The 20,259-nt window shown below is 56.8% G+C and carries 16 protein-coding genes; 11 read left to right on the top strand and 5 right to left on the bottom strand.

Annotation, left to right across the window (positions count from 1 at the left end; genetic code table 11):
• Positions 1-60 precede the first annotated feature (60 nt).
• Together gnd and EQG79_RS07245 are read left to right on the top strand one after the other, a co-directional pair.
• On the top strand, positions 61-957 hold the full coding sequence (gnd, locus tag EQG79_RS07250) for a phosphogluconate dehydrogenase (NAD(+)-dependent, decarboxylating) (RefSeq protein WP_077920764.1): 897 nt from the start codon (positions 61-63) through the stop codon (positions 955-957).
• 133 nt (positions 958-1,090) lie between these two features.
• Positions 1,091-2,164, top strand: a complete 1,074-nt coding sequence (locus EQG79_RS07245; protein WP_129600932.1) for a fatty acid desaturase family protein — start codon at positions 1,091-1,093, stop codon at positions 2,162-2,164.
• A 34-nt stretch (positions 2,165-2,198) separates the two neighbouring features.
• Here the strand turns inward: EQG79_RS07245 and EQG79_RS07240 are convergent, their stop codons facing one another.
• Entirely contained in the window at positions 2,199-3,074 is an 876-nt protein-coding gene (locus tag EQG79_RS07240; protein ID WP_129600930.1) for a DNA/RNA non-specific endonuclease, read from the bottom strand.
• A gap of 108 nt (positions 3,075-3,182) precedes the next feature.
• On the opposite strand from EQG79_RS07240, the gene EQG79_RS07235 reads away from it, so the two are divergent.
• Both EQG79_RS07235 and EQG79_RS07230 read left to right on the top strand, forming a co-directional pair.
• Positions 3,183-5,342 (top strand): tetratricopeptide repeat protein, encoded by a 2,160-nt coding sequence (locus tag EQG79_RS07235; protein WP_077920767.1) that lies wholly within the window; start codon positions 3,183-3,185, stop codon positions 5,340-5,342.
• A gap of 285 nt (positions 5,343-5,627) precedes the next feature.
• The gene (locus tag EQG79_RS07230) at positions 5,628-6,854 is read left to right on the top strand and encodes a sensor histidine kinase (protein WP_165358846.1); all 1,227 of its coding nucleotides are present in this window, start codon (positions 5,628-5,630) and stop codon (positions 6,852-6,854) included.
• Here EQG79_RS07230 and scpA read toward each other — a convergent pair.
• Genes scpA through EQG79_RS07210 form a run of 4 tightly spaced genes read right to left on the bottom strand, consistent with a single transcriptional unit; the run spans position 6,847 to position 11,073 of the window.
• Positions 6,847-8,991 carry a methylmalonyl-CoA mutase gene (gene scpA / locus EQG79_RS07225; protein ID WP_129600926.1) on the bottom strand — a complete coding sequence of 715 codons (2,145 nt, stop codon included), beginning with the start codon at positions 8,989-8,991 and terminating at the stop codon, positions 6,847-6,849. The two genes, EQG79_RS07230 and scpA, sit on opposite strands and share 8 nt — an antisense overlap.
• A gap of 4 nt (positions 8,992-8,995) precedes the next feature.
• Positions 8,996-9,319: a nucleotidyltransferase domain-containing protein gene (locus tag EQG79_RS07220; RefSeq protein ID WP_077920770.1), complete on the bottom strand. Its 324-nt coding sequence runs from the start codon at positions 9,317-9,319 to the stop codon at positions 8,996-8,998.
• Positions 9,304-9,696 carry an HI0074 family nucleotidyltransferase substrate-binding subunit gene (locus tag EQG79_RS07215; protein WP_129600924.1) on the bottom strand — a complete coding sequence of 131 codons (393 nt, stop codon included), beginning with the start codon at positions 9,694-9,696 and terminating at the stop codon, positions 9,304-9,306. Before EQG79_RS07215 ends, EQG79_RS07220 begins: the two co-directional genes overlap by 16 nt.
• A 12-nt stretch (positions 9,697-9,708) precedes the next feature.
• Positions 9,709-11,073, bottom strand: a complete 1,365-nt coding sequence (locus EQG79_RS07210; protein WP_129600922.1) for a methylmalonyl-CoA mutase family protein — start codon at positions 11,071-11,073, stop codon at positions 9,709-9,711.
• A gap of 314 nt (positions 11,074-11,387) precedes the next feature.
• Here EQG79_RS07210 and dnaA point away from each other — a divergent pair, with 314 nt between their 5' ends.
• The 7 genes from dnaA (at position 11,388) to EQG79_RS07175 (ending at position 20,258) form a co-directional block, all read left to right on the top strand.
• The gene (gene dnaA / locus EQG79_RS07205; RefSeq protein WP_077920913.1) at positions 11,388-12,797 is read left to right on the top strand and encodes a chromosomal replication initiator protein DnaA; all 1,410 of its coding nucleotides are present in this window, start codon (positions 11,388-11,390) and stop codon (positions 12,795-12,797) included.
• A gap of 67 nt (positions 12,798-12,864) precedes the next feature.
• Complete coding sequence (locus EQG79_RS07200) at positions 12,865-13,869, top strand: GNAT family N-acetyltransferase (protein WP_240699293.1); 1,005 nt, start codon at positions 12,865-12,867, stop codon at positions 13,867-13,869.
• Between the two features lie 131 nt (positions 13,870-14,000).
• Positions 14,001-15,260, top strand: coding sequence for an efflux RND transporter periplasmic adaptor subunit (locus tag EQG79_RS07195; protein WP_129600920.1), 1,260 nt, complete (start codon positions 14,001-14,003; stop codon positions 15,258-15,260).
• A 227-nt stretch (positions 15,261-15,487) separates the two neighbouring features.
• Positions 15,488-16,936, top strand: a complete 1,449-nt coding sequence (locus tag EQG79_RS07190) for a TolC family protein (RefSeq protein WP_129600918.1) — start codon at positions 15,488-15,490, stop codon at positions 16,934-16,936.
• Positions 16,937-16,948: 12 nt separating this feature from the next.
• The gene (locus EQG79_RS07185; protein ID WP_077920776.1) at positions 16,949-17,647 is read left to right on the top strand and encodes an ABC transporter ATP-binding protein; all 699 of its coding nucleotides are present in this window, start codon (positions 16,949-16,951) and stop codon (positions 17,645-17,647) included.
• Positions 17,648-17,699: 52 nt separating this feature from the next.
• Positions 17,700-18,941 carry an ABC transporter permease gene (locus EQG79_RS07180; RefSeq protein WP_129600917.1) on the top strand — a complete coding sequence of 414 codons (1,242 nt, stop codon included), beginning with the start codon at positions 17,700-17,702 and terminating at the stop codon, positions 18,939-18,941.
• 123 nt (positions 18,942-19,064) lie between these two features.
• Positions 19,065-20,258, top strand: coding sequence for an ABC transporter permease (locus tag EQG79_RS07175; RefSeq protein ID WP_129600915.1), 1,194 nt, complete (start codon positions 19,065-19,067; stop codon positions 20,256-20,258).
• Position 20,259: the final 1 nt, after the last annotated feature.

Here is a 20,259-nt window from a genome sequence, read left to right as displayed (position 1 = left end):
TAGTTGGGGCCATACTCTGGGAAAAAATCGCCAATTTGACCGCTCAAACCATTGGTAGTTATGCATATTGGATTCATTGGCTTAGGCAAGATGGGATTTAATCTCGTCAGTAACTTAGTGAAACACGGACATACGGTTGTCGGCTATGATATCAACGAGGACCTGGCAAAAGCGATCACGACGGTTGGAGCGCAGGGGGTTACCTCCCTTCAGGACCTTTATAACGCCCTGCCTGAAAAGCGCGTCTTATGGATGATGATTCCGGCCGGTCCCCTGATCGACAATGTGATTGAGCAGCTACTGGCTGTCATGCAGGCCGGTGATACGGTCATTGATGGTGGCAATTCGCACTACAAGGACTCGATCCGGCGGCATGCCTATCTGAAAGAAAAAGGCATCGGGTATCTGGATTGTGGTACCAGTGGCGGAATCAACGGCGCACTCAACGGAGCCTGTACTATGGTCGGGGGCGATGCTGACGTAATTGAACCGCTCCACCCCGTTTTCAACGACATTTCGGTCGATAATGGCTATCTGTATACCGGCCCGGCGGGTAGTGGACACTTTACCAAGATGGTCCACAATGGGATCGAGTATGGCATGATGCAATCCATAGCCGAGGGTTTTGAAGTGCTGGAGAAGAGCCAGTTTCCCTTCGACTTCGAGGCCGTGGCCCGCATGTGGAGCAACGGGTCGGTGATTCGCGGCTGGCTGATGGAGCTAACCGAAAACGCCTTCCGGAAAGACGCCCGGCTCGACGAAATTCAGGGCCGTATGTTCTCATCGGGTGAAGGAAAATGGACCCTCGAAACGGCGCTCGATCTCGGCGTACCAACGCCCGTTATCGCCCTCTCGCTCATCACTCGGTATCGGTCGCTTCAGGATGATACCTTCACGGGTAAAGTAGTGGCGGCCCTGCGTAATGAGTTTGGCGGTCACGCAGTTGCAAAAAAATAGACCTGGTCCAATCTAATTAGTATTTTTTCGTTATAATTGTCAGAGGGCCTGGGCAGTTTCGATTGTCGTAACAGCAATTGAAACTGTCAGGCTCTTTTTTACAAGTAGTAATCTTGTACGTTATACCGCTTCGATGAAAACTCTTAACGCTATCTATGACCCTGTTTTTACGAGCCGTTCCTACAACCAGGTCGATCGTTTTTTTCTCCAGTATATCAAAGACGAACGCGATCTGCCGTTCATTTACCTGACCCTCCGCATCACCTTTACCCTCATTCCGCTGGCGGTGTCGCTTTTTCTGCTCCCGCTCTTCAGCTGGATGTGGTGGGCGGCCGCTGCGGTCCATTTTTTTATCAGTAACTTCATGTTCAAAGGGCCGTTCGGGCTGATGCTCCACTGCACCAGTCACCGCCCTTTCTTCAAACCGGAATACGGCTGGCTCAATAACTACCTGCCCTGGATCGTGGCGCCTTTCTTCGGCCACACCCCCGAAACCTATTACAGCCACCACATAGGCATGCACCATCCGGAAAATAACCTGGAGGATGACGAAAGCAGCACGATGATGTTCCAGCGGGATAGCTTCCGGAGCTTTCTGGCCTATTTTGGACAGTTTTTCGTGCGGGGTGTATACGACCTGCTGGCCTATCTGCGCTGGAAAAACCGGCCGAAGCTGGCCAGGCGGGCACTGATCGGCGAAACTATTTTTGCGATCGTCTGCATTGGACTGTGCTTTATCAACTGGCCGGCAACGGTGATGGTCTTCCTGCTGCCGCTGGTGATCTACCGGCTGATTGCCATGCTCGGCAACTGGACCCAGCACGCCTTCGTCGACGGGCAGGACCCGGGGAATGCCTACAAAAACAGCATTACCTGCATCAACGTGAAGTATAACAAGAAATGCTGGAACGATGGGTACCACATCAGCCACCACGTCCGGCCCGCCATGCACTGGACCGAACACCCGACTTTTTTCCAGAAAACAATCGATAAGTACGCTCAGCACCGGGCCATCGTTTTCGACGGGCTCGATTTTCTGCAGATTTTCTTTCTGCTCATGCGGGGGCGCTACGATGTGCTGGCCGCGCACATGGTCAACCTGAACAATACGTTTGCCGATGATCAGGACGCGATCGCGCTTCTCAAATACAGAACCCAGCGCATACCGCTTCGGCAGGAGGTGCCGGCAGTGCCAACACTGGCGTAACAAAAAAGCCCGGCTGAGTAGCCGGGCTTTTTTGTTAGAGGCTTCCGCTATCGATTCGGGCTTCGATAACCTGTTGAACATCGGTCGGTACGGCCGACAGAAAATCATACCCGGTCAGCCGTTCCAGCGCATCGACAGAGGTCAGGTAAGCGCGCCAGGGTTTGTCGGCTGCCGTTTGGGTGTTGGGGATTGTGACGGCAATCAGCCGCGTAGCCGTGGTAAGCTGAAATGTTTTATCAGCCCCGGCCGGAACCACGACGATAATTTTCCAGAGCGCGGCCGGAACGGTCAGCTTTCCACCTGCCAGCGAGCTGGCATACCCGTTATTGCCGGTGCCCCCGGTGCCGCTGGTACCGGCCAGAACATATACATCGCTACCGTCGGCTATGAGTTGCCGTTCATATTCTTCGAGCGATCGCCAGACTTCGCGATTGTGGCGCGGGGCTTGTGGCACGATGTTGGATAGGAGAAAGGTAGCCGCATTATCTTCCGGGGTCGCGTCGCGATCGTCGGAGGGGCACAGGTGTCCCCGGTCGAAGCCCGTGTTGGTATAATCGGCCGGGCGGGCAGCATACCAGCCAGCAGGCAGGGTCGGGTCGGGTCTGAACTCATCCGTTCGGCGGACATTTCCTTTCCAGGACTGGTTGAGGTGCCAGCTTACCCAGTTCGCTATGCCCCGACTGCGGCTATACGAAAGAGTGTACTGACGTTTGGCGAGCAGGTAGTTGTCCGGGTCGGCGGTAGAGGCCGCGCTGGGGTTGCCCAGGGCCAGGTTGTCGGCCCTGAGCAGATCAGCCGCCTGCGGAGCCGGTGTACGAATGCCACGACAGGCGCTGAGGGTAGCCGCTATGCTTACCAGAAGCGCAATAGTTCTGAGCTGATGTATCACCTGAATTGATTTTGCTGACATTCTTGCGGAACTTTACAATGAATATACGTAACCGGTTTCTTCTTACTCTAGCGAGTAAATTTATGGAGCCGCAAAATTGACCTAAAATAAAGACAGTACCCTGCTGTTATGGCCAAAAAAAAGCAACCCATCGGCCCCCGTCCGGTGGCCCCCAAACCAGCCCCAGCGCCCGCCACCAGTTCTATACGGACGGCACCGGTACGGACGGCCGAGTCGTCGGTCCGGCCAGCTGCCACGCGTCTGGCCGAGTCGTCGACTTCCGATCTGCCAATCAGTAAACGTCGGGTAGCCTGGTGGCCGCCCGTCCTGCTGGCCCTGCTTGGTGGGGTTCTTTACGTAAATACCTTCGGTCATCAGTACGCGCTCGATGATATTGCCGCTATCGGGCAGAACCTGTTCGTGAAAAAAGGCTTTGCCGGTATTCCGGACCTGCTCCGGACCGAGTTCTGGCACTTCAGCAACATATCCCTTGGCTACTACCGCCCGCTGTCGCTGATAACGTTCGCGCTTGAGCAGCAGTATTTCAAAGACGATCCGAACATCAGCCATATGATCAATACCGGGCTCTATGCGCTGACCGGCCTGGTGCTGGGCGTGCTGCTACAGAAATGGCTCGACCGAAAAACCATTATCGCGTTCCTGATCGGGCTGGTGTTTATCGCGCATCCGATTCATACGGAGATCGTGGCCAACATCAAAGGTCGCGACGAGATATTGAGCTTTCTGTTCATCAGCCTGATGCTGCTCTCGTACTGGAAACATCTCGAATCGACCGAATCGCTCTGGTTCAAAGGCCCTGTTTCTGACTGGCCGCTGGGTGGTTTGCTGGGCCTGTTTTCGGTGATTGCTGGCTGGGTAATCGGCAGTAGTCTGATGGTCAATACCTTTGGCAGCACGGCAGGCGGTATCATGGGCGTCATTATCATGGGCGCCCTGTCCGGAAGCTGGCTGGGGCTGGCCTGTGCCTCGCTCTATTTCGCGTTCCTTTCCAAAGAGTCGTCTATCGTAAGCCTGGCCCTGATTCCGGCCATGCAGTACTGGTTTGCCCGCCGAAACGTTTGGCAGTCGCTGATCAGTTTGTGGCCGTTTCTGATCGTGGCGGCTCTGTTCTTCTACCAGAAACAGAAGATGATCGGTACGCTCAGCGGTACGCCCCCCGTTGACTGGGCCAACTACCCCTACAAGATTCTGCAGACCGAAAAATCGACCACGTTCAAATTCCTGCTGTACTACATCCGGCTGCTCGCGCTGCCGCATCCGCTGGTCTACGACTATTCGTTCAACGTAATTCCGTCGGGTAGCAAAGGCGATATAATGACCTGGGCGGGCTTTTTCTCGCTGATCGGTCTGCTGGTGCTGGCCTGGCGCGGCTTCGTTCAGCGCACGCTCTGGGGGTTCGGTATCTTCTGGTTCTTTGTTACCATGGCGCCCGGACTCGGCTTTATCTGGATGCGGGGCGGCATTTTTGCCGAGCGGTTTACCTATGCGGCTGTTATGGGCTTTGCCTTCGTGCTGGTATGGGCGCTGCAAAAACTGCTGGTGCGGGGGGCTGCTGGCGCTGAGCCAACGGATGGCAAGCCCGTACCGGTTCGTTATGCGTCCCTGCTGGGGCTCATGGCGGTAGTGGCCGGCCTTTATTCGTTCAAAACCGTGGAGCGCAACCGCGACTGGGAGAATAACTTCGTGCTGTTCAACTCGGCCCTGCCTTACGCGCCTACCAGCTGTCAGGTACAGCGTCACGTGGCCAACGAATGGATCGAGAAAGGACTGAAAGACCGGGCCAAGGCCGACTCCATTGCCAATGCCGTGAACGGCATCAAGCCCAAGCCAACGCTCGAGCAGGTGAAAAAAGGACAGGCCCTGATCGATAGTAACATTGCCCGGGCCAACAAACACGGCCGCTGGGCGCTTGACCACCTGCAGGAGTCGACCCGTATCTACCCCAACTTCGGCGAAGCTTACTTCTCGATGGCTTACGTCTTCCAGAAAATTACGCCTAACGTAGACTCGGCCAAGTATTACTACAAGCAGACCATTCGGGCGGCCAATGCCTATGCTCCTGCCTATAATAACCTGGGCGTGATTTATCAGGGCGAAGGTTTTGCGCAGAACAACCGGCAAAAACTCGAGCTGGCTTCGTACTACTACAACCGATCTATGGTGGTTAACCCGGCTTACGTAGACGGGCAGAACAACCGGGCCGCGTTGATGAAAGCAACCGGACTTGACGTCAAAGCCCTGCCCGACTCGATTCTGAACAAGTACTAAGTTTCGTCGCTGTACATATGCTGGGTATCAGACCGGTTCGCTGGTCAGGTACCCAGTTTTTTTTGTGGCTCCAGGCAAACGGGCCGTCGGTAAGCGTATGGCTGCCTGCGCCCGGCCTGGCTACGCGTAAACAGTTTACGGGCTGGCTTGTTTTTCATACCAACTGGTGAGTTTTGTGTAGATAATTAGCTAAGCCAGTTTTATTTGATATTACTGGGAGTCACGGCCGGAAAAGGGAGTACTTTTGATGAGCCTGTGTATGGCCGGTTGCTGTGTATGAAGAGTATGCCCATTAATTCTGTTCCCGCCGATACTGATTCGGATGAATCGCAGCGCGCTATTCGTGAGAAACTGCTGTTGCGTGAGGCCCAGCTGAGTCAGGCGCAGCGCATGGCTGGTATGGCCAGCTGGGAGTGGTACTTTGGCGATACCCGGATTCGGTGGAGTCCCGAGATGTATCTGTTCTGGGGCTACGAACCTGGCGAGATAGAGGTAGACCTGGACAGTGTGGCCCAGACCACCCACGTCGATGACCTGCCTATTCTTCAGAGTGCCATCGGGCGGGCGCTGAACGGGGAGGATCTGGAGATGGAGTACCGGCGCTACGACAAACTGGGCCGGGAAATCTTTATCCACACCATCGGGCGTATTATTCATAATGAGAAGGGTGAGCCGCTGGGCGTGTTCGGGATCGATATGAACATCACCGCCCGCAAGCAGCAGGAACTGCATCTGGAGCACCTGAACCGCCAACTGGCCGAAAAAAACCGCGAGCTTGAGAAGCGCAACGCCGAACTGAGTGCTTTTTCCTTTGCGGCCAGCCACGACCTGCAGGAGCCGCTGCGTAAAATCCGGATGTTCAACAGCCTGATTCTGGAACGCGAGGCAAATCGGCTCTCGACAGAAGGGCAGACCTATTTTAACCGGTCGATGCAGTCCGCCGAACGGATGCAGGCGCTGATCAAAAACCTGGCTGCTTACGCCCGTACCAATCTGGTGGTCCGCCCGCGTCAGCTGGTGGATTTGAACCAGTTACTGACTCAGCTTCAAAACCAGCTGGAGGAGCCTATCGGGCAGCAGCAAGCAACCCTTATAACCGATCCGCTGCCTGTTGTATCGGTCGTGGAGTTCATGTTCGGGCAGTTGCTGCAAAACCTGCTCCGAAACGCGCTTACGTATACCCGACCCGACGTAAAACCGGTGATTCAGATCACCTACGGCAAAGTTTCGTCCAGCGAGGTGCCTACAGAGGCCGCTATCAAGTCGGCTACCTGCCACAGGCTTACGGTGGCCGATAACGGTATGGGTTTCGATCCAGTCTATAACCAGAAGATTTTCGGTCTGTTTCAGCGGCTGAACAGTACTGGCGACACCCCCGCCGGCACCGGAACGGGGCTCGCACTTTGCCAGCGTATCATGGACCATCACGGTGGGATCATCACCGCCGACGGACAGCCCGGCGTCGGGGCTACCTTCACGCTTTACTGGCCGGCCGACGAAGCGGCTACGTAGCCATCAGCTCCGTCAGAATTTTCTGGGCCGCTACCGAGATAACCGTGCCCGGCCCGAAAACACCCTTGACCCCCGCGTCGTAGAGGTACTGATAGTCAGCCGCCGGAATGACCCCGCCTGCAATGACCATAATGTCATCGCGGCCAATTTGTCTGAGTTCATCGATGAGCTGGGGGACCAGGGTTTTATGACCAGCGGCCAGGCTCGACACCCCTACCAGGTGCACATCGTTTTCGGCCGCTTGCCGGGCTACTTCGGCGGGTGTCTGAAACAACGGACCCATGTCGACATCGAAGCCGAGATCGGCAAAGCTGGTAGCAATGATCTTGGCGCCCCGGTCGTGGCCGTCCTGCCCCATTTTCGCCACCAGAATGCGGGGGCGCCGACCGTCGAGTTCGGCAAACTGATCGGCCATCTGGCGGGCCATCCGGAAATTCTCGTCGTCCGAAACTTCGGCGGAGTAAACCCCCGATATAGCCCGGATCGTGGCTTTGTGTCGGCCAAATGCGTCTTCCATAGCGTCTGATATTTCGCCCAGGGTGGCCCGGTGCCGGGCGGCTTCAACGGCCAGGGCCAGCAGGTTAGTGTCGGTCTGGGCAGGCTGGCTGGCGTCTGGCTGACAGGCCCGGGTAATGGCCTGCAGCGCGGCACTGACCTGCTCGTTATTGCGGCTGCTCCTGACCTGGTTCAGCCGGTTGATCTGCGCATCGCGAACGGCCTTGTTGTCGACTTCGAGCAGTTCGATTTCGGTTTCGGAAGCCGGCCGATAGCGGTTTACGCCCACGATGACGTCTTTCCCGGCGTCGATGCGGGCCTGTTTGCGGGCGGCTGCCTCTTCGATGCGAAGCTTGGGTAAACCGGTTTCGATCGCTTTGGTCATGCCGCCCAGCTGCTCTACCTCTTCGATGAGGGCCCAGGCTCGCTCGGCCAGTTCTTTGGTCAGGTATTCTACATAGTAAGACCCGCCCCAGGGGTCAACGGCGCGGGTAATGTCGGTTTCGTGCTGCAGGTAGAGCTGGGTGTTCCGGGCAATCCGGGCCGAGAAATCGGTTGGCAGCGCAATGGCTTCGTCGAGCGAGTTGGTATGCAGACTCTGGGTACCCCCCAGTGCAGCCGCCAGGGCTTCAATCGTCGTGCGGGCTACGTTGTTGAACGGGTCCTGCTCGGTCAGGCTGTAGCCCGACGTCTGGCAGTGGGTCCGCAACGCCAGCGACTTCGGGTTCTTCGGCGCAAACTGTTTCACGATTTTTGACCACAGAAGCCGCCCGGCCCGTAGTTTGGCAATCTCCATAAAGTGGTTCATGCCGATGCCCCAGAAGAACGAGAGCCGGGGCGCAAACTCGTCGATTCCCATACCGGCCCGCAGGCCCGTGCGGATGTACTCCAGCCCGTCGGCCAGGGTATAGGCCAGCTCCAGATGCGCCGGGGCACCCGCTTCGTGCATGTGGTAGCCGCTGATGCTGATGGAGTTGAACCGGGGCATATGGCGGCTGGTATACGCAAAAATGTCCCCCACAATCCGCATCGAAGGCTCGGGCGGGTAGATGTAGGTGTTGCGCACCATGAATTCCTTCAGGATGTCGTTCTGAATAGTCCCCGACAGTTTTTCGGGCGGAACCCCCTGCTCTTCGGCGGCTACGATGTAAAACGCCATAACCGGCAGCACGGCGCCGTTCATGGTCATACTGACCGACATCTGATCGAGCGGTATCTGGTCGAACAGGATTTTCATGTCCTCGACCGTATCGATGGCTACACCCGCCTTCCCGACGTCGCCGACTACGCGTGGATGATCGGAGTCGTAGCCTCGGTGGGTGGCGAGGTCGAAGGCGACCGATAGCCCTTTCTGACCAGCTGCCAGATTTCGGCGGTAGAAGGCGTTCGAGGCTTCGGCCGTTGAGAAACCGGCGTATTGCCGTACGGTCCAGGGCTGGCGTACGTACATGCTGGCATAGGGCCCCCGCAGAAACGGCGGTATACCCGCTGCGTAGGACAAATGGTCGGCCAGTTGCCCATCGGGGCCGGCGATATCGGCAACGGTAAAGCGGGGCTTGAGCCGGATGCCTTCGGCCGTAGTGAAGGCTGGCGGGCTGGCCGGTGACGCTGAAGACGGTATGTTGATGAGAGTAGGTTCCATATTCTTAGGAAGGACGTTGGTACAGAAGCTGTGCCGTTCGCTGAATTTCGTTCTTTAGGTTCTCGTTGCCAACTGTATTCCAGTGTACGACATCGAAGAAGAAAGGCATGGGGCTGTCTTCTTCCAGCTCAAAATGCACCTGACGGACGGTTTCGGGTCGTAAGGCCGGTCCGGTCAGGGCCAGATCGATATCGGAGCCTGGGCGGTTGGTCCCTTTGGCGCGGGAGCCATAGATCCATACCTGCTCAATGTCGGTATGTTGCTGAAACAACGCACGCATATAGGCCAGATCCGAGTCGCGTAACCCAAATGTTATAGCTGCTGACATGTCTCGTATAAACGCTCGATGATGACAAGATACCGCTGTTTGATGAGCGCTTCCGCTTCCAGACTGCGCTGCTCATCATATGTATGAGCCAGTAAGTTACGTTGCTTCAGGGCGTCTAACCACTCGTAGCCATCAGGTTCTGTAATCAGCCTGGCGACCAGTGCCGTCTGTATGGCTTCGCGCGGGGAGTTAACCTCGAAACCCTGCTCCCGACAGTAATCCTGCATCAGCTTCCAGCCTAGCGCAAAGGTGTATTCAAACACCTGAATCAGACCGGCGCGCTCAAGTTCAGTATAGTCGTTTTTTGCTGCTGCGGAGCGGAGTTGTCCAACCGCGCGGGTAAAAGAGTCCAGGCGTTCTGTCCAGCGTTTTGCCATGGTTAGTTAAGGTTACTGATATGGCTGCTCGAACTCGGCGGCCAGTCGGCGGTCGGGCAGTCCGGTCGAACGGGGAAGGCCAGCCGGGGGAGCAGCGGCTTCGGCGGTCGTATCGTCGTCGAACCGAAACTTCGTTACACCCACCAGCACCTTACCGCCACGAACGGCTTCGACCTTAGCCTGATACGCCCGATCAATTTCGGCCTGAACGAAACCGGTTTCCATCGCTGTCTGAAAGCCCCCCATGGCCTGTACCTGGCCGAATAAAGACCAGGCCTGCCCGGCAAGCTGGTGGGTCAGGGTCTCGATGTAGTAGCTACCCGCAGCGGGATCGGCCACCCGGTCGAGGTAACTTTCTTCTTTCAGCAGAATCGACACGTTGCGGGCAATTCGCTCGCTGAACTCGCCCGGGGCCTTCAAAACCGTGTCGTACGGATGAACAGTTAGCACGTTGCAGCCGCCAATGACGGCCGCCATCGCTTCGGTAGTGGCCCTGAGCAGGTTGGTATAGGGCGTAACGGCCGCATCGTAAAAGGTAGATGTCTGGGCCAGGAGCAGAGGACCCGGAAACCCGGTGTCGGCGTAGGTGGCCATTTGCCGGAGCCAAAGTACCCGCAAAGCCCGCAGCTTGGCTATTTCGACAAAGTAGCTGGTGCCCACCGATACTGAGAGCAGCGTCCGGGCCGCCAGCTGGTCAAGGGATAACCCCGCTGCCAGGAGTGCCTTATACTGATCGGCCAGCCGCGCCAGGGTGAAAGCCAGCTCCTGAACGGCGGAAGCCCCAGCATTATGAAAATCGTGGCTGCCAATGCTGATGGTTCTGAACTGGGGCGAGTCGGCCGTCAGTCGGGTGGCTTCAACAATTTCCTCAACGGAGGCTGTAGCTAGTAGTCCGCCTTTGAGCTGGTAAGGCGCCATAGGACGCAGGCTGTTGAGGAAAGGAACCGGACTGCCCGACAGCCGGAAATAAACCGGCGTATCGCTGAGTTTGATGCCATGCAGCAACCGGGCCAGGTTCCCGTCGGTCTGGCTGACGTCTTCGGGCAGCGACAGGAGCAGCGCATCGGCTCCGCGCGTCAACGCATCGCGGAGCGTGACCGACTGGCTCGCTGGGTCGGTAATGTGATACTCGGGGGCGTTGAGCCAGCCGACGCGGTTGGTTTGGTGCTGGGCCTCCTGAATGGTAGCCAGCGGCAATCCGGTCAGGTCGTCGGCGGTATAATACGCGTCGACTGTGAGGCCGTTGTCTGGGGCCACCGGGTCGATGGTCCAGCGCAGGCTCTCATCGGCGAACTCGTCTTTCAGTTCTTTCCGAACCTGGGCCAGCCAGTCGGCTTTGCTGGTGGCTGGGAATACATGGCTAGGGAGCGGCTCCATACAAAATCGATAACGATACGATGTAAAAGTAGCACTTTCTCTTTTCGGGGGCAAAACCGCTTTGATAGGGGCCAGCGGCCTCGTGGGTTTGCATTATTCAAAGGGATTAGCGTATGCCGTTGACGTTCTGGCGGTAAAGCGTAACTTTAGCTTAACGAACAGGAGCGGGAGCTGGCGGGGCAGAGTGTGCCGACGAAAAAAACGTAGCGGGGGGCGGGGTATCCGGCCGGATAAATCCCTACATTTGTCTCCCTTTTTTGAGCGACACCACCGTAATCAGTCAGTACCCCGTGAACGGAACGACCCAGCCTAATATGCAACGCGAATTAACAACGGTTTGGAACCGCTGTCTAAGCGTCATTCGGGAGATCGTGCCCGAACACAGTTTCAATACCTGGTTTGAACCGATTGTTCCGTTCCGGCTTAACGGCAACGTGCTGACCATTCAGGTACCCAGCGAGTTCTTCTACGAGTTTATCGAAGAGAACTTCGTACATGCCCTCCGGAAAGCCCTCGACACGGCCATCGGTCGCGACGGGCAGCTCGAGTACTCGATCATCGTTGACAAAGGCGACGAAAAGAACCGGCCGCTGACGGTGAACGTGCCGACGACCAAGTCGCCCCAGACGGCCAAGCCCGACAACGTTAACCCCGATATTCTCAAAAGTCCGTTCCAGCTTAAAGACCTCGATTCGCTCACGCTGGATTCGTACCTCAACCCGACCTATACCTTCGACAATTACGTAGAGGGCGACTGTAACCGGCTGGCCCGGCAGGCGGGGTATGCCGTAGCCGAACGGCCGGGCATCACGTCGTTCAACCCGCTGATGATTCACGGGGGCGTAGGACTAGGGAAGACTCATCTGGTGCAGGCTATCGGTAACTACATCAAGAATAACAACCAGAGCAAGTTTGTACTGTACGTTACGTCGGAGAAGTTTACGAACCAGTTTCTGAACGCTGTCCGGTCAGACGGTATTCGCGACTTCACGGCGTTTTACATGCAGGTCGATGTACTGGTCATTGACGACGTGCAGTTTCTGCAGAAGAAGGAGAAAACTCAGGAAATCTTTTTCCATATCTTCAACCACCTCCATCAGTCGGGCAAGCAGATCATCATGACCTCAGACCGGGCTCCGCGTGCGCTCGATGGGCTGGAAGACCGGCTGCTGTCGCGGTTCAAGTGGGGCCTCTCCGCCGATCTGCAAACGCCCGACCTGGAAACCCGCATCGCCATTATCCAGAAGAAACTCCAGGCCGAAGGGATCTATATCGACGATGCCGTTATCGAGTACCTGGCCCATAGCGTCAATACCAACGTTCGGGAACTGGAGGGGGTCATCGTATCCCTGATGGCGCAGGCGTCGCTGAACCGCCGGGAAATCGATCTTGAACTGGCCAAGAAAACTCTCCGCAACATCGTGGTCGACTCGGAGCGCGAGGTTACCATCGATACCGTTCAGGAGGCCGTAGCCGATTATTTCAACGTCACCATTGCCGATCTGAAAGCCAAAAGCCGCAAGCGCGAACTGGTGCATCCGCGGCAGGTGGCCATGTACCTGGCCAAGGAGAAAACGGATCTTTCGCTCAAGTCCATCGGGTACCACTTTGGCGGTCGCGACCACAGCACCGTCATCCACGCCGTTCAGACCATCAGCGATCTGGTAGCCAAACATGCCGAACACCGCGACGTGGTTGAGAAGCTGAAGGCGCAGTTTAAGTAATCATTCGTAAGTTGGGGGTTGATATAGGTCGGTCGCTTCTGCGACCCGGTCGCTAGCCTGTGCCGCCTTGACTACGCCGTATCCTCAATTTTATCGTCGCCATCAGCTCGATACCCGGGCGTGGGATGCCTGCGTCATGGCGTCGGCCCAGCGGATTGTGTACGGGTACTCGTGGTATCTGGATGCGGTACTGCCCGGCCCCGACTGGCGGTGGGACGGATGGGTACTGCCGGGCGAAGAAGGCCGTTACCGGGCGGTGCTGCCGGTGCCGCAGCGTCGGAAATACGGCCGCTGGGTACTGCACCAGCCGCTATTCTGCCAGCTGCTGGGCCTGTTCAGCGCCGACCCGACGGTTGATCCGACACCCTTCTACCGGGCGGTTTACGAGCAGTTTCGGTATAATTCAGGGCTGCATGTTTGGGTAGGGGCTACCTGGCCCGGGCCTACCGAGCCGATCCGCCTGCTGACCACACATTTGCTCGATTTGTCGGCCGGTTACGAAACGATCTACAGCCGCTACAACCGAGACCGTCGGCGGAATCTGCGTCGGGCCGAAGAGATGAACTGGACAATCGCCCGCTCAACAGACCTGGAGCCGTTGCTGCGGCTGTTCCGAACCTACCATGCCGATACTATAGCGGGTGGGGTCGGCGATTGGGCGTATGCTCTTCTGGGTGCACTCTACGACTCACTCCGGGCTCGTCAGCTCGCCCAGCTGTACTACGCGCAGCTCGATGGACATGTAGAAGCGGGAGCGCTCTTTGTTCGGGAGGGTAACAGGGTTATCTACCTGTTCAACGCAGCTAGCCCGGTAGGTCGGCGCGGCAACGCCCGGACCCTGCTGATCGATCGGGTCATCCGGTACTATGCCGGAGAGGCTTCGCCGGGCTGGTTCGACTTCGAAAGTCCCGAAAAACCAGCTATAGTGGATTTTTACCGGAGTTTTGGTGCGGTAGATACACCTTTTCAGGCTGTTCGCTGGCAGCGCTTTACCTGGCCCGAACGACTGGCGTGGCGGCTGAAGCAACGGCTACTGGACGGCAAACCAGCGCCACTAGCCAGCAGGCTTTGACAGACCGCACAACCTGTGCGAAATCGCACGGATTGGTTTGGTTGAATTTTAGATAAATAGCTGTTTGTTAGGAAATTAGTTGATGGCACGGCGTTGGTAGTACAAAGAGCGAACTCTTGTACGCTTATTCTATGGACCGCGCTTTAGCCTCTGACGTCGTTGCCCGTTCCCGCCGAAAAAACTGGTTGCTTGGCCTCGCGGTTGCTGCTGGTCTGACGGGGGGGGTAATCGGCATGCGCGCGCTGCTTAAAACATCGGTCGATGCGGCCCGGATTCGGACGGCGGTTGTGCAGACAGGCCCGGTCGAAAATACGCTGAACGCTACCGGCGAGATTATTCCGGCTTATGAACAAATCATTACCAGCCCCATCCGGGCCGGCATTCGGCGGGTGCTGCTGACGCCCGGCGCGCGGGTGCGGCCCGGCCAGCCTATCATTGAACTCGACAAGTCACTGACGCAGATCGAATACGAAAAGCTGCAGGATCAGCTGTCGCTGAAGCAGAATGGCATCGATCAGCTACGGATGAAGCTGGACAAAAACCTGTACGATGCGGATATCAACGACCAGATCAAATCACTCAACATTAACCGGCTCAGTGCGGAGGTAGACGATGCCCGGCGGTTACTGAAAGTAGGTGGCCGCACGCCGGAAGACGTTACCCGCGCCGAAAACGCACTGCGCATTGCTCAGCTGGAAAAGAAACAGCTGGAAAACGACCTGGCCTATAACCGCCGGTCGATGAGCGCCAGCCTGCGGGAGTCGCAGCTACAGGCCAGCATCGAGGCTACCAACCTGAAAGTTCTGTCGCAGAAGTTGCGGCAGGCCGACATCGTGGCCGACCGGGCCGGGGTGCTGACCTGGGTCAATGAAACGATAGGGTCGTCGGTCAACGAAGGGGATATGCTGGCCAAGCTGGCCGATCTGGGTAGCTTTCGGGTCGAGGGTTCCTGCTCCGACGCTTATGCCGATCAGCTTCAGGTAGGGTTGCCGGTTATCGTGCGTATCAACGAACTGAGTCTGCGGGGCGTGATCACTCAGATCAAGCCGTCGGTTCAGAACGATGCGGTTCGGTTTGCGGTCGCGCTCGATGACAACCGCCACGCATCCCTTCGCCCCAATCAGAAGGTAGACATATTTATCGTCACCAACCGAAGCGCCCGGGCTGTGCGTGTGGCCAATGGACCGGCTTTCAAAGGCAAACGCCGGCAGTACGTCTACGTGCTGGACGAAAACCAGCTGGCGCGCCGACGTGACGTCGAAATCGGGCTAACCAACTTCGACTGGGTCGAGATCAAGAGCGGCCTGCGCCCCGGCGAACGGGTTATCATCACCGACCTGAGCGAGTACGAACACGTGGAGCAGCTAACCATCAACCCCGCTACCAACTGATCATGAAAACTACCTTTGTTTCAGCGGGAGGAGGCAGGTCTGTACGGTTGGCACCCCGATTGTCATTGCGTTCCTCACGGACCACTCGCCCGGATGAATTTGTTGCTGTCGCACGAGTGGTCCGTGAGGACACGGACCATGGTGAAGGAATAGGTACAGACCACGGTGTGTATGGCCTGTACGCAGAGGCTTTGCGGGTATGCCGGCTTGTGCAGCTTACCCTGCTTATGCTGGTGATAGCAGTCACGGGGGGCGCTGCACAGCCGCTGAAATTAACGTTGGGTGAGGTGGTGACGATAGCCCGGGATCAGTCGATAGCCAGCAAACAGGCCATCACGCAGCAAAAAACCAACTACTGGAAATACCGGTCGTTTCTGGCCGATTTTCGGCCTCAGCTGAGCCTGGATGGGTCGCTGCCGAGTTTTACCCGTTCGTTTGTTCAGGTCGTACAGCCCGATGGTACCATTGCTTTCCAGCCTGTATCGAACAATAACTCGCTGCTTAACCTGTCGCTGAGTCAGAACATTCCGTTTACAGGCGGATCGATTTATGTGCAACAGCAGTTTCAGCGGTTCGATGATTTTCTGAACCGAAGGACCCTCTACAACGGCATACCGTTCGCCATCGGTCTGAGCCAGCCGCTCTTTCGTTTCAACCTCATGAAGTGGGACCGCCGGACCGAGCCGCTGCGCTATGCCGAAAGCAACCAGCAATATATTGAAGCCCTGGAGCAGGTAGCCCTCGATGCAACCAGCCTGTATTTCGATTTGCTGGTAGCGCAGGTAAACCTGCAGATTGCCGAAACCAACCGGGCCAACAACGATACCCTCTACACCATTGCCCGCCACAAGCTTGAGCTTGGCAAAATATCGCGCAATGACCTGCTGCAGCTGCAGCTGAGCGTGCTGAACGCCCGGAAAGATCTGGCTTCGGCCCGACAAACGGCCGAAGTTGCGTCGCTGAAACTGCGGACGCTGATGAACAGCCGGGAAGAAGAAAACGGCCCGGCTATGGCGGGTCGGCCCCGTCCGTTCGAGCTGGTGATACCCACTGAGGTGCGTGATTTTACGGTAGACCTGCAACTGGCGCTGAAGCAGGCGTTCAGCAACCGCTCCGATGCCATTGCTTTCAGGCGTAAGCTGCTGGAAGCCGAGCGCGATATGGAGAAGGCCCGGAAAGAAAACGGCCTGAACGCCACGCTGAACGCCGATTTCGGTCTGACCAATCGGGGTAACCGGCCCGGCGATGTCTACGTGCGGCCTCAGGACCGCCAGTTCGTCGAGATTCAGTTTACGGTGCCTGTCATGACGTGGGGGCGGGCCCGCGCCCGTACTGAAACCGCCCGTGCCAATCAGGAGCTGACCCTACAAACGGTTGAGCAGGCCAAACGTACCTTCGAACAACAGATTTACACCCAGGTAACCCTGCTGGACATGCTCCGCCAACAGGTCAAACTAACCGCCGAAGCCGATCAGATTGCGCAAAGCCGCTACCAGATTGCGCAGGAACGGTTCAAGCTGAGCGACCTCACGGTTACGGACTTGGGCATTGCCATTCAGGATAAAGACCGGGCCCGGCGCGATGCCATCCTGGCCCTGCGCGACTACTGGCAGGCCTATTACACGCTGCGGCTGCTTACGCTGTACGACTTTGAAGCTGGACACAAAATTCAATAAACACCAAAGCCCATGATTGCCCTCAAGAACATCGAAAAAGTGTACCGCACCAGCACGATCGAGACGCTGGCCCTCACCAACATCAACCTGACCGTTCGGGCGGGTGAGTTTTTGTCGATCATGGGGCCCAGCGGCTGCGGAAAATCGACGCTGCTGAACCTGATGGGATTGCTCGATGCACCCAGCACGGGGCAGGTCGAAATTGGCGGACAGCCCGTAACCCAGTACCGCGATGTGGACCTGGCTCGCCTTCGGAATCAGAAGATCGGGTTCATTTTTCAAAGCTTCCACCTGATCAACGATCTGTCGGTGCTCGACAATGTAGAGATTCCGCTGCTGTACCGGAAAGGCGACGAAACCGGCCCGTCGCGTCGGGAGCTGGCCCGGCAAGCCCTGGAAAAAGTAGGGCTCAGCAACCGGATGAAGCATTTTCCGAGCCAGCTGTCGGGCGGACAGAAACAGCGGGTCGCTATTGCGCGGGCTATTGTTGGTCAGCCGGCCATCATTCTGGCCGACGAACCGACCGGTAATCTCGACAGCGCCATGGGCAATGAGATCATGTCCATTCTGCAGCAACTGAACGCCGATGGCAGCACCATCGTCATGGTTACCCACGATGAAAGCATGGCCAAACGAACCCACCGGCTCGTCCGGCTTTTCGACGGGGCCATGGTCGGCGATAGTCTGCTGATGGTGAACGAGGGCCGATAAACACGCACCGCACTGCTCATCGGTTATCACGTACCAGTTCTCAAAAAAAGCCATGTTCACGAACTACATAAAAATAGCCTGGAAGGTCCTGCTGCGCCACCCGTTCTATACCTTCATCACGCTCTTTGGTATCAGCCTGACGCTGACCGTGCTGATGGTGATCACCTCGTTTCTGGATCATCTCATCGGGAGCCACTACCCCGAAAACCGGCGCAACCGGCTGTTGTATATCCAGATGATCTCGCTCAGCGATTCACTCCAGCAGTCGCACAACAAAAGTCCGGGTAGCTACGAGTTTATGCAGCGATACGTCAAAACGCTGAAAACGCCAGAGGCTGTGGGGCTTACTACCCTGTTCGAGTTCGCCAATACGTATGTGAACAACAAACGTATCGAACTCCGCATCAAGCATACCGACGCCCAGTTCTGGACCGTTACTGACTTCGATTTCGTAGAAGGTAAACCCTATGACGAACAGAGCCTGAAACGGGGTGACAACGTCATGGTCATTACCGACAACCTGAAGAAACAGTATTTCGGCGAAACCGACCAGCCCGTGGTAGGCAAATACCTCACCCTGGACAGCCGCGATTTCAGAATTATCGGGGTGGTGCGGGGGGTACCCGTCACCCGGCCCGTTACGTCGGCCGACTTGTACCTGCCCGCTACGGCCACCCACCGGCCCGATCTAAGCAAAGGCTTTTCAGGAGGTTATTCGGCCCTGATCCTGGCCCGCGACCCGGCCGATATGTCGACCATTCAGGCCGAATACGATCAGGCGATCCGCCAGATTCCGCTGCCGAACGAATCGAACGGTTTCCGGTTCAGCATCATCGAAACCGGCGCCGAAACGTATCTGGGTACCTGGCTCCGTAACTTCTTCGACCGGTCGGTCAGCGGTATTTTCTACGCCGTAGTGGGGTTGTTCATGCTCCTGTTCATGGCCTTGCCGGCCATTAACCTGGTCAACCTGAACGTGAGCCGGATCATGGAGCGGGCCTCTGAGATCGGTATCCGAAAAGCGTTCGGCGCGCCCGTCAGAACGCTGGTCGGGCAGTTCATTGTCGAGAACCTGTTCATTACGTTCATCGGCGGAGCCATTGCACTGATGCTGTCGACGCTGATTATTGCCTACATCAACCAGAGTGGGTGGATTGCCAGGGCCGATCTGACGCTCAACCTCACCGTTTTTGCCGTAAGCATCCTGATCTGTCTGATCTTCGGTTTACTGTCGGGGGTAGCCCCCGCCTTCCGCATGTCCCGACTCCCCATCGCCGACGCGTTAAAAGTATAATGAGTGATTGAGTGAATGCGTGGTTGAGTTAGTGAATCTACCACTCAATCGCCCATTCGCTCAATCACCAACCACTCATTCACTCAATCGCTCAGTCACTCATTCACTCAATCGCTCATTCCTATGTTACGTCATATCATCCGACTTATGTGGAATAAGAAAGGAAGCCATCTGCTGATTATCGTAGAGATTCTGGCTTCGTTTCTGGTTCTGTTCGGCGTTACCAGCCTGATTGTGTATAATCTTCAGAACTACCGGGAACCGATTGGTTTCGAGTACAAAAACCGATGGTCGCTGGGGTTCGATTCCCGCGGAGAGGCCGACTCAACCGTTGGTGACATCATGCAGCAGATCAAGAGCCGGGTGTTGTCGTATCCGCAGGTAGAAGCTGCTACGATGTTCAGCAACAATATCCCTTTTACCATGAACTCATCGAATGGCGATGTGACCAACAACAAGGCAACTACGCTGGCTCAGCAGTTCCGGACCGATCTGGACATGCCCCGAACCCTCGGCGTGTCGGTGCTGGAAGGCCGTTGGTTCGATAAGTCAGACGAGCTGCCCGACGCCCGCACGCTGGTTATCAACACGCCCCTGAAGAAAGCACTCTTCGGCGACGAGCCCGCTCTGGGGAAGAAGATTGCCTTCGGCGGGGTTGATGATAAGCGCAAATCTGCTGACTACTTCACGATTGTGGGCATTGTCGGCAACTTCAAACCCCGGGGTGAGTACCAGGAAAACCTGCCGGGTCTTTTTCAGATGAACAAAGGCCCGGATCGGAACTATACCCGGTCTATGTTGCTGAAAGTAAAGCCCGGCACCGATGCCGGCTTCGAGGCAAAACTGACCCGCGATCTGGGTCTGCTCACCAAAGGCTGGCCCATAGAAGTCTCCTACCTCGAAAACCAGCGGACCAATCAGCACAATATCGCGCTGGTACCCGTTATTATCTTCCTGATCGTAAGTGGTTTTCTGCTCATCAACGTAGCGCTGGGTCTGTTCGGCGTGCTGAACGTGAGCATTGCCAAACGCCGGGGCGAAATCGGGCTGCGTCGGGCGCTGGGGGCTACGGAGCGTCGTATTTCACGGCAATTTGTGGGGGAGATGTGGGTACTGGCTACTTTTGCGCTGGTGTTGGGGCTGCTACTGGCCGGGCAGTTTCCGCTGCTGAACGTGTTCAACCTCAAGTCGTCGGTATACCTGACGGCTATCGGGGTGTCGGTAGCGGTTATCTACCTGCTGGTTACGCTCTGCGCCTTATTTCCCAGCCGGCAGGCCGCTACCGTACAACCCGCCGTAGCCCTGCATGCCGAGTAGC

It is taken from the genome of Spirosoma sordidisoli, from assembly GCF_004138325.1.
Classification (GTDB): Bacteria; Bacteroidota; Bacteroidia; order Cytophagales; family Spirosomataceae; genus Spirosoma; species Spirosoma sordidisoli.
The sequence above is the reverse complement of the archived record's forward strand: the minus strand, read 5'-3'. Positions and strand labels throughout refer to the sequence as shown.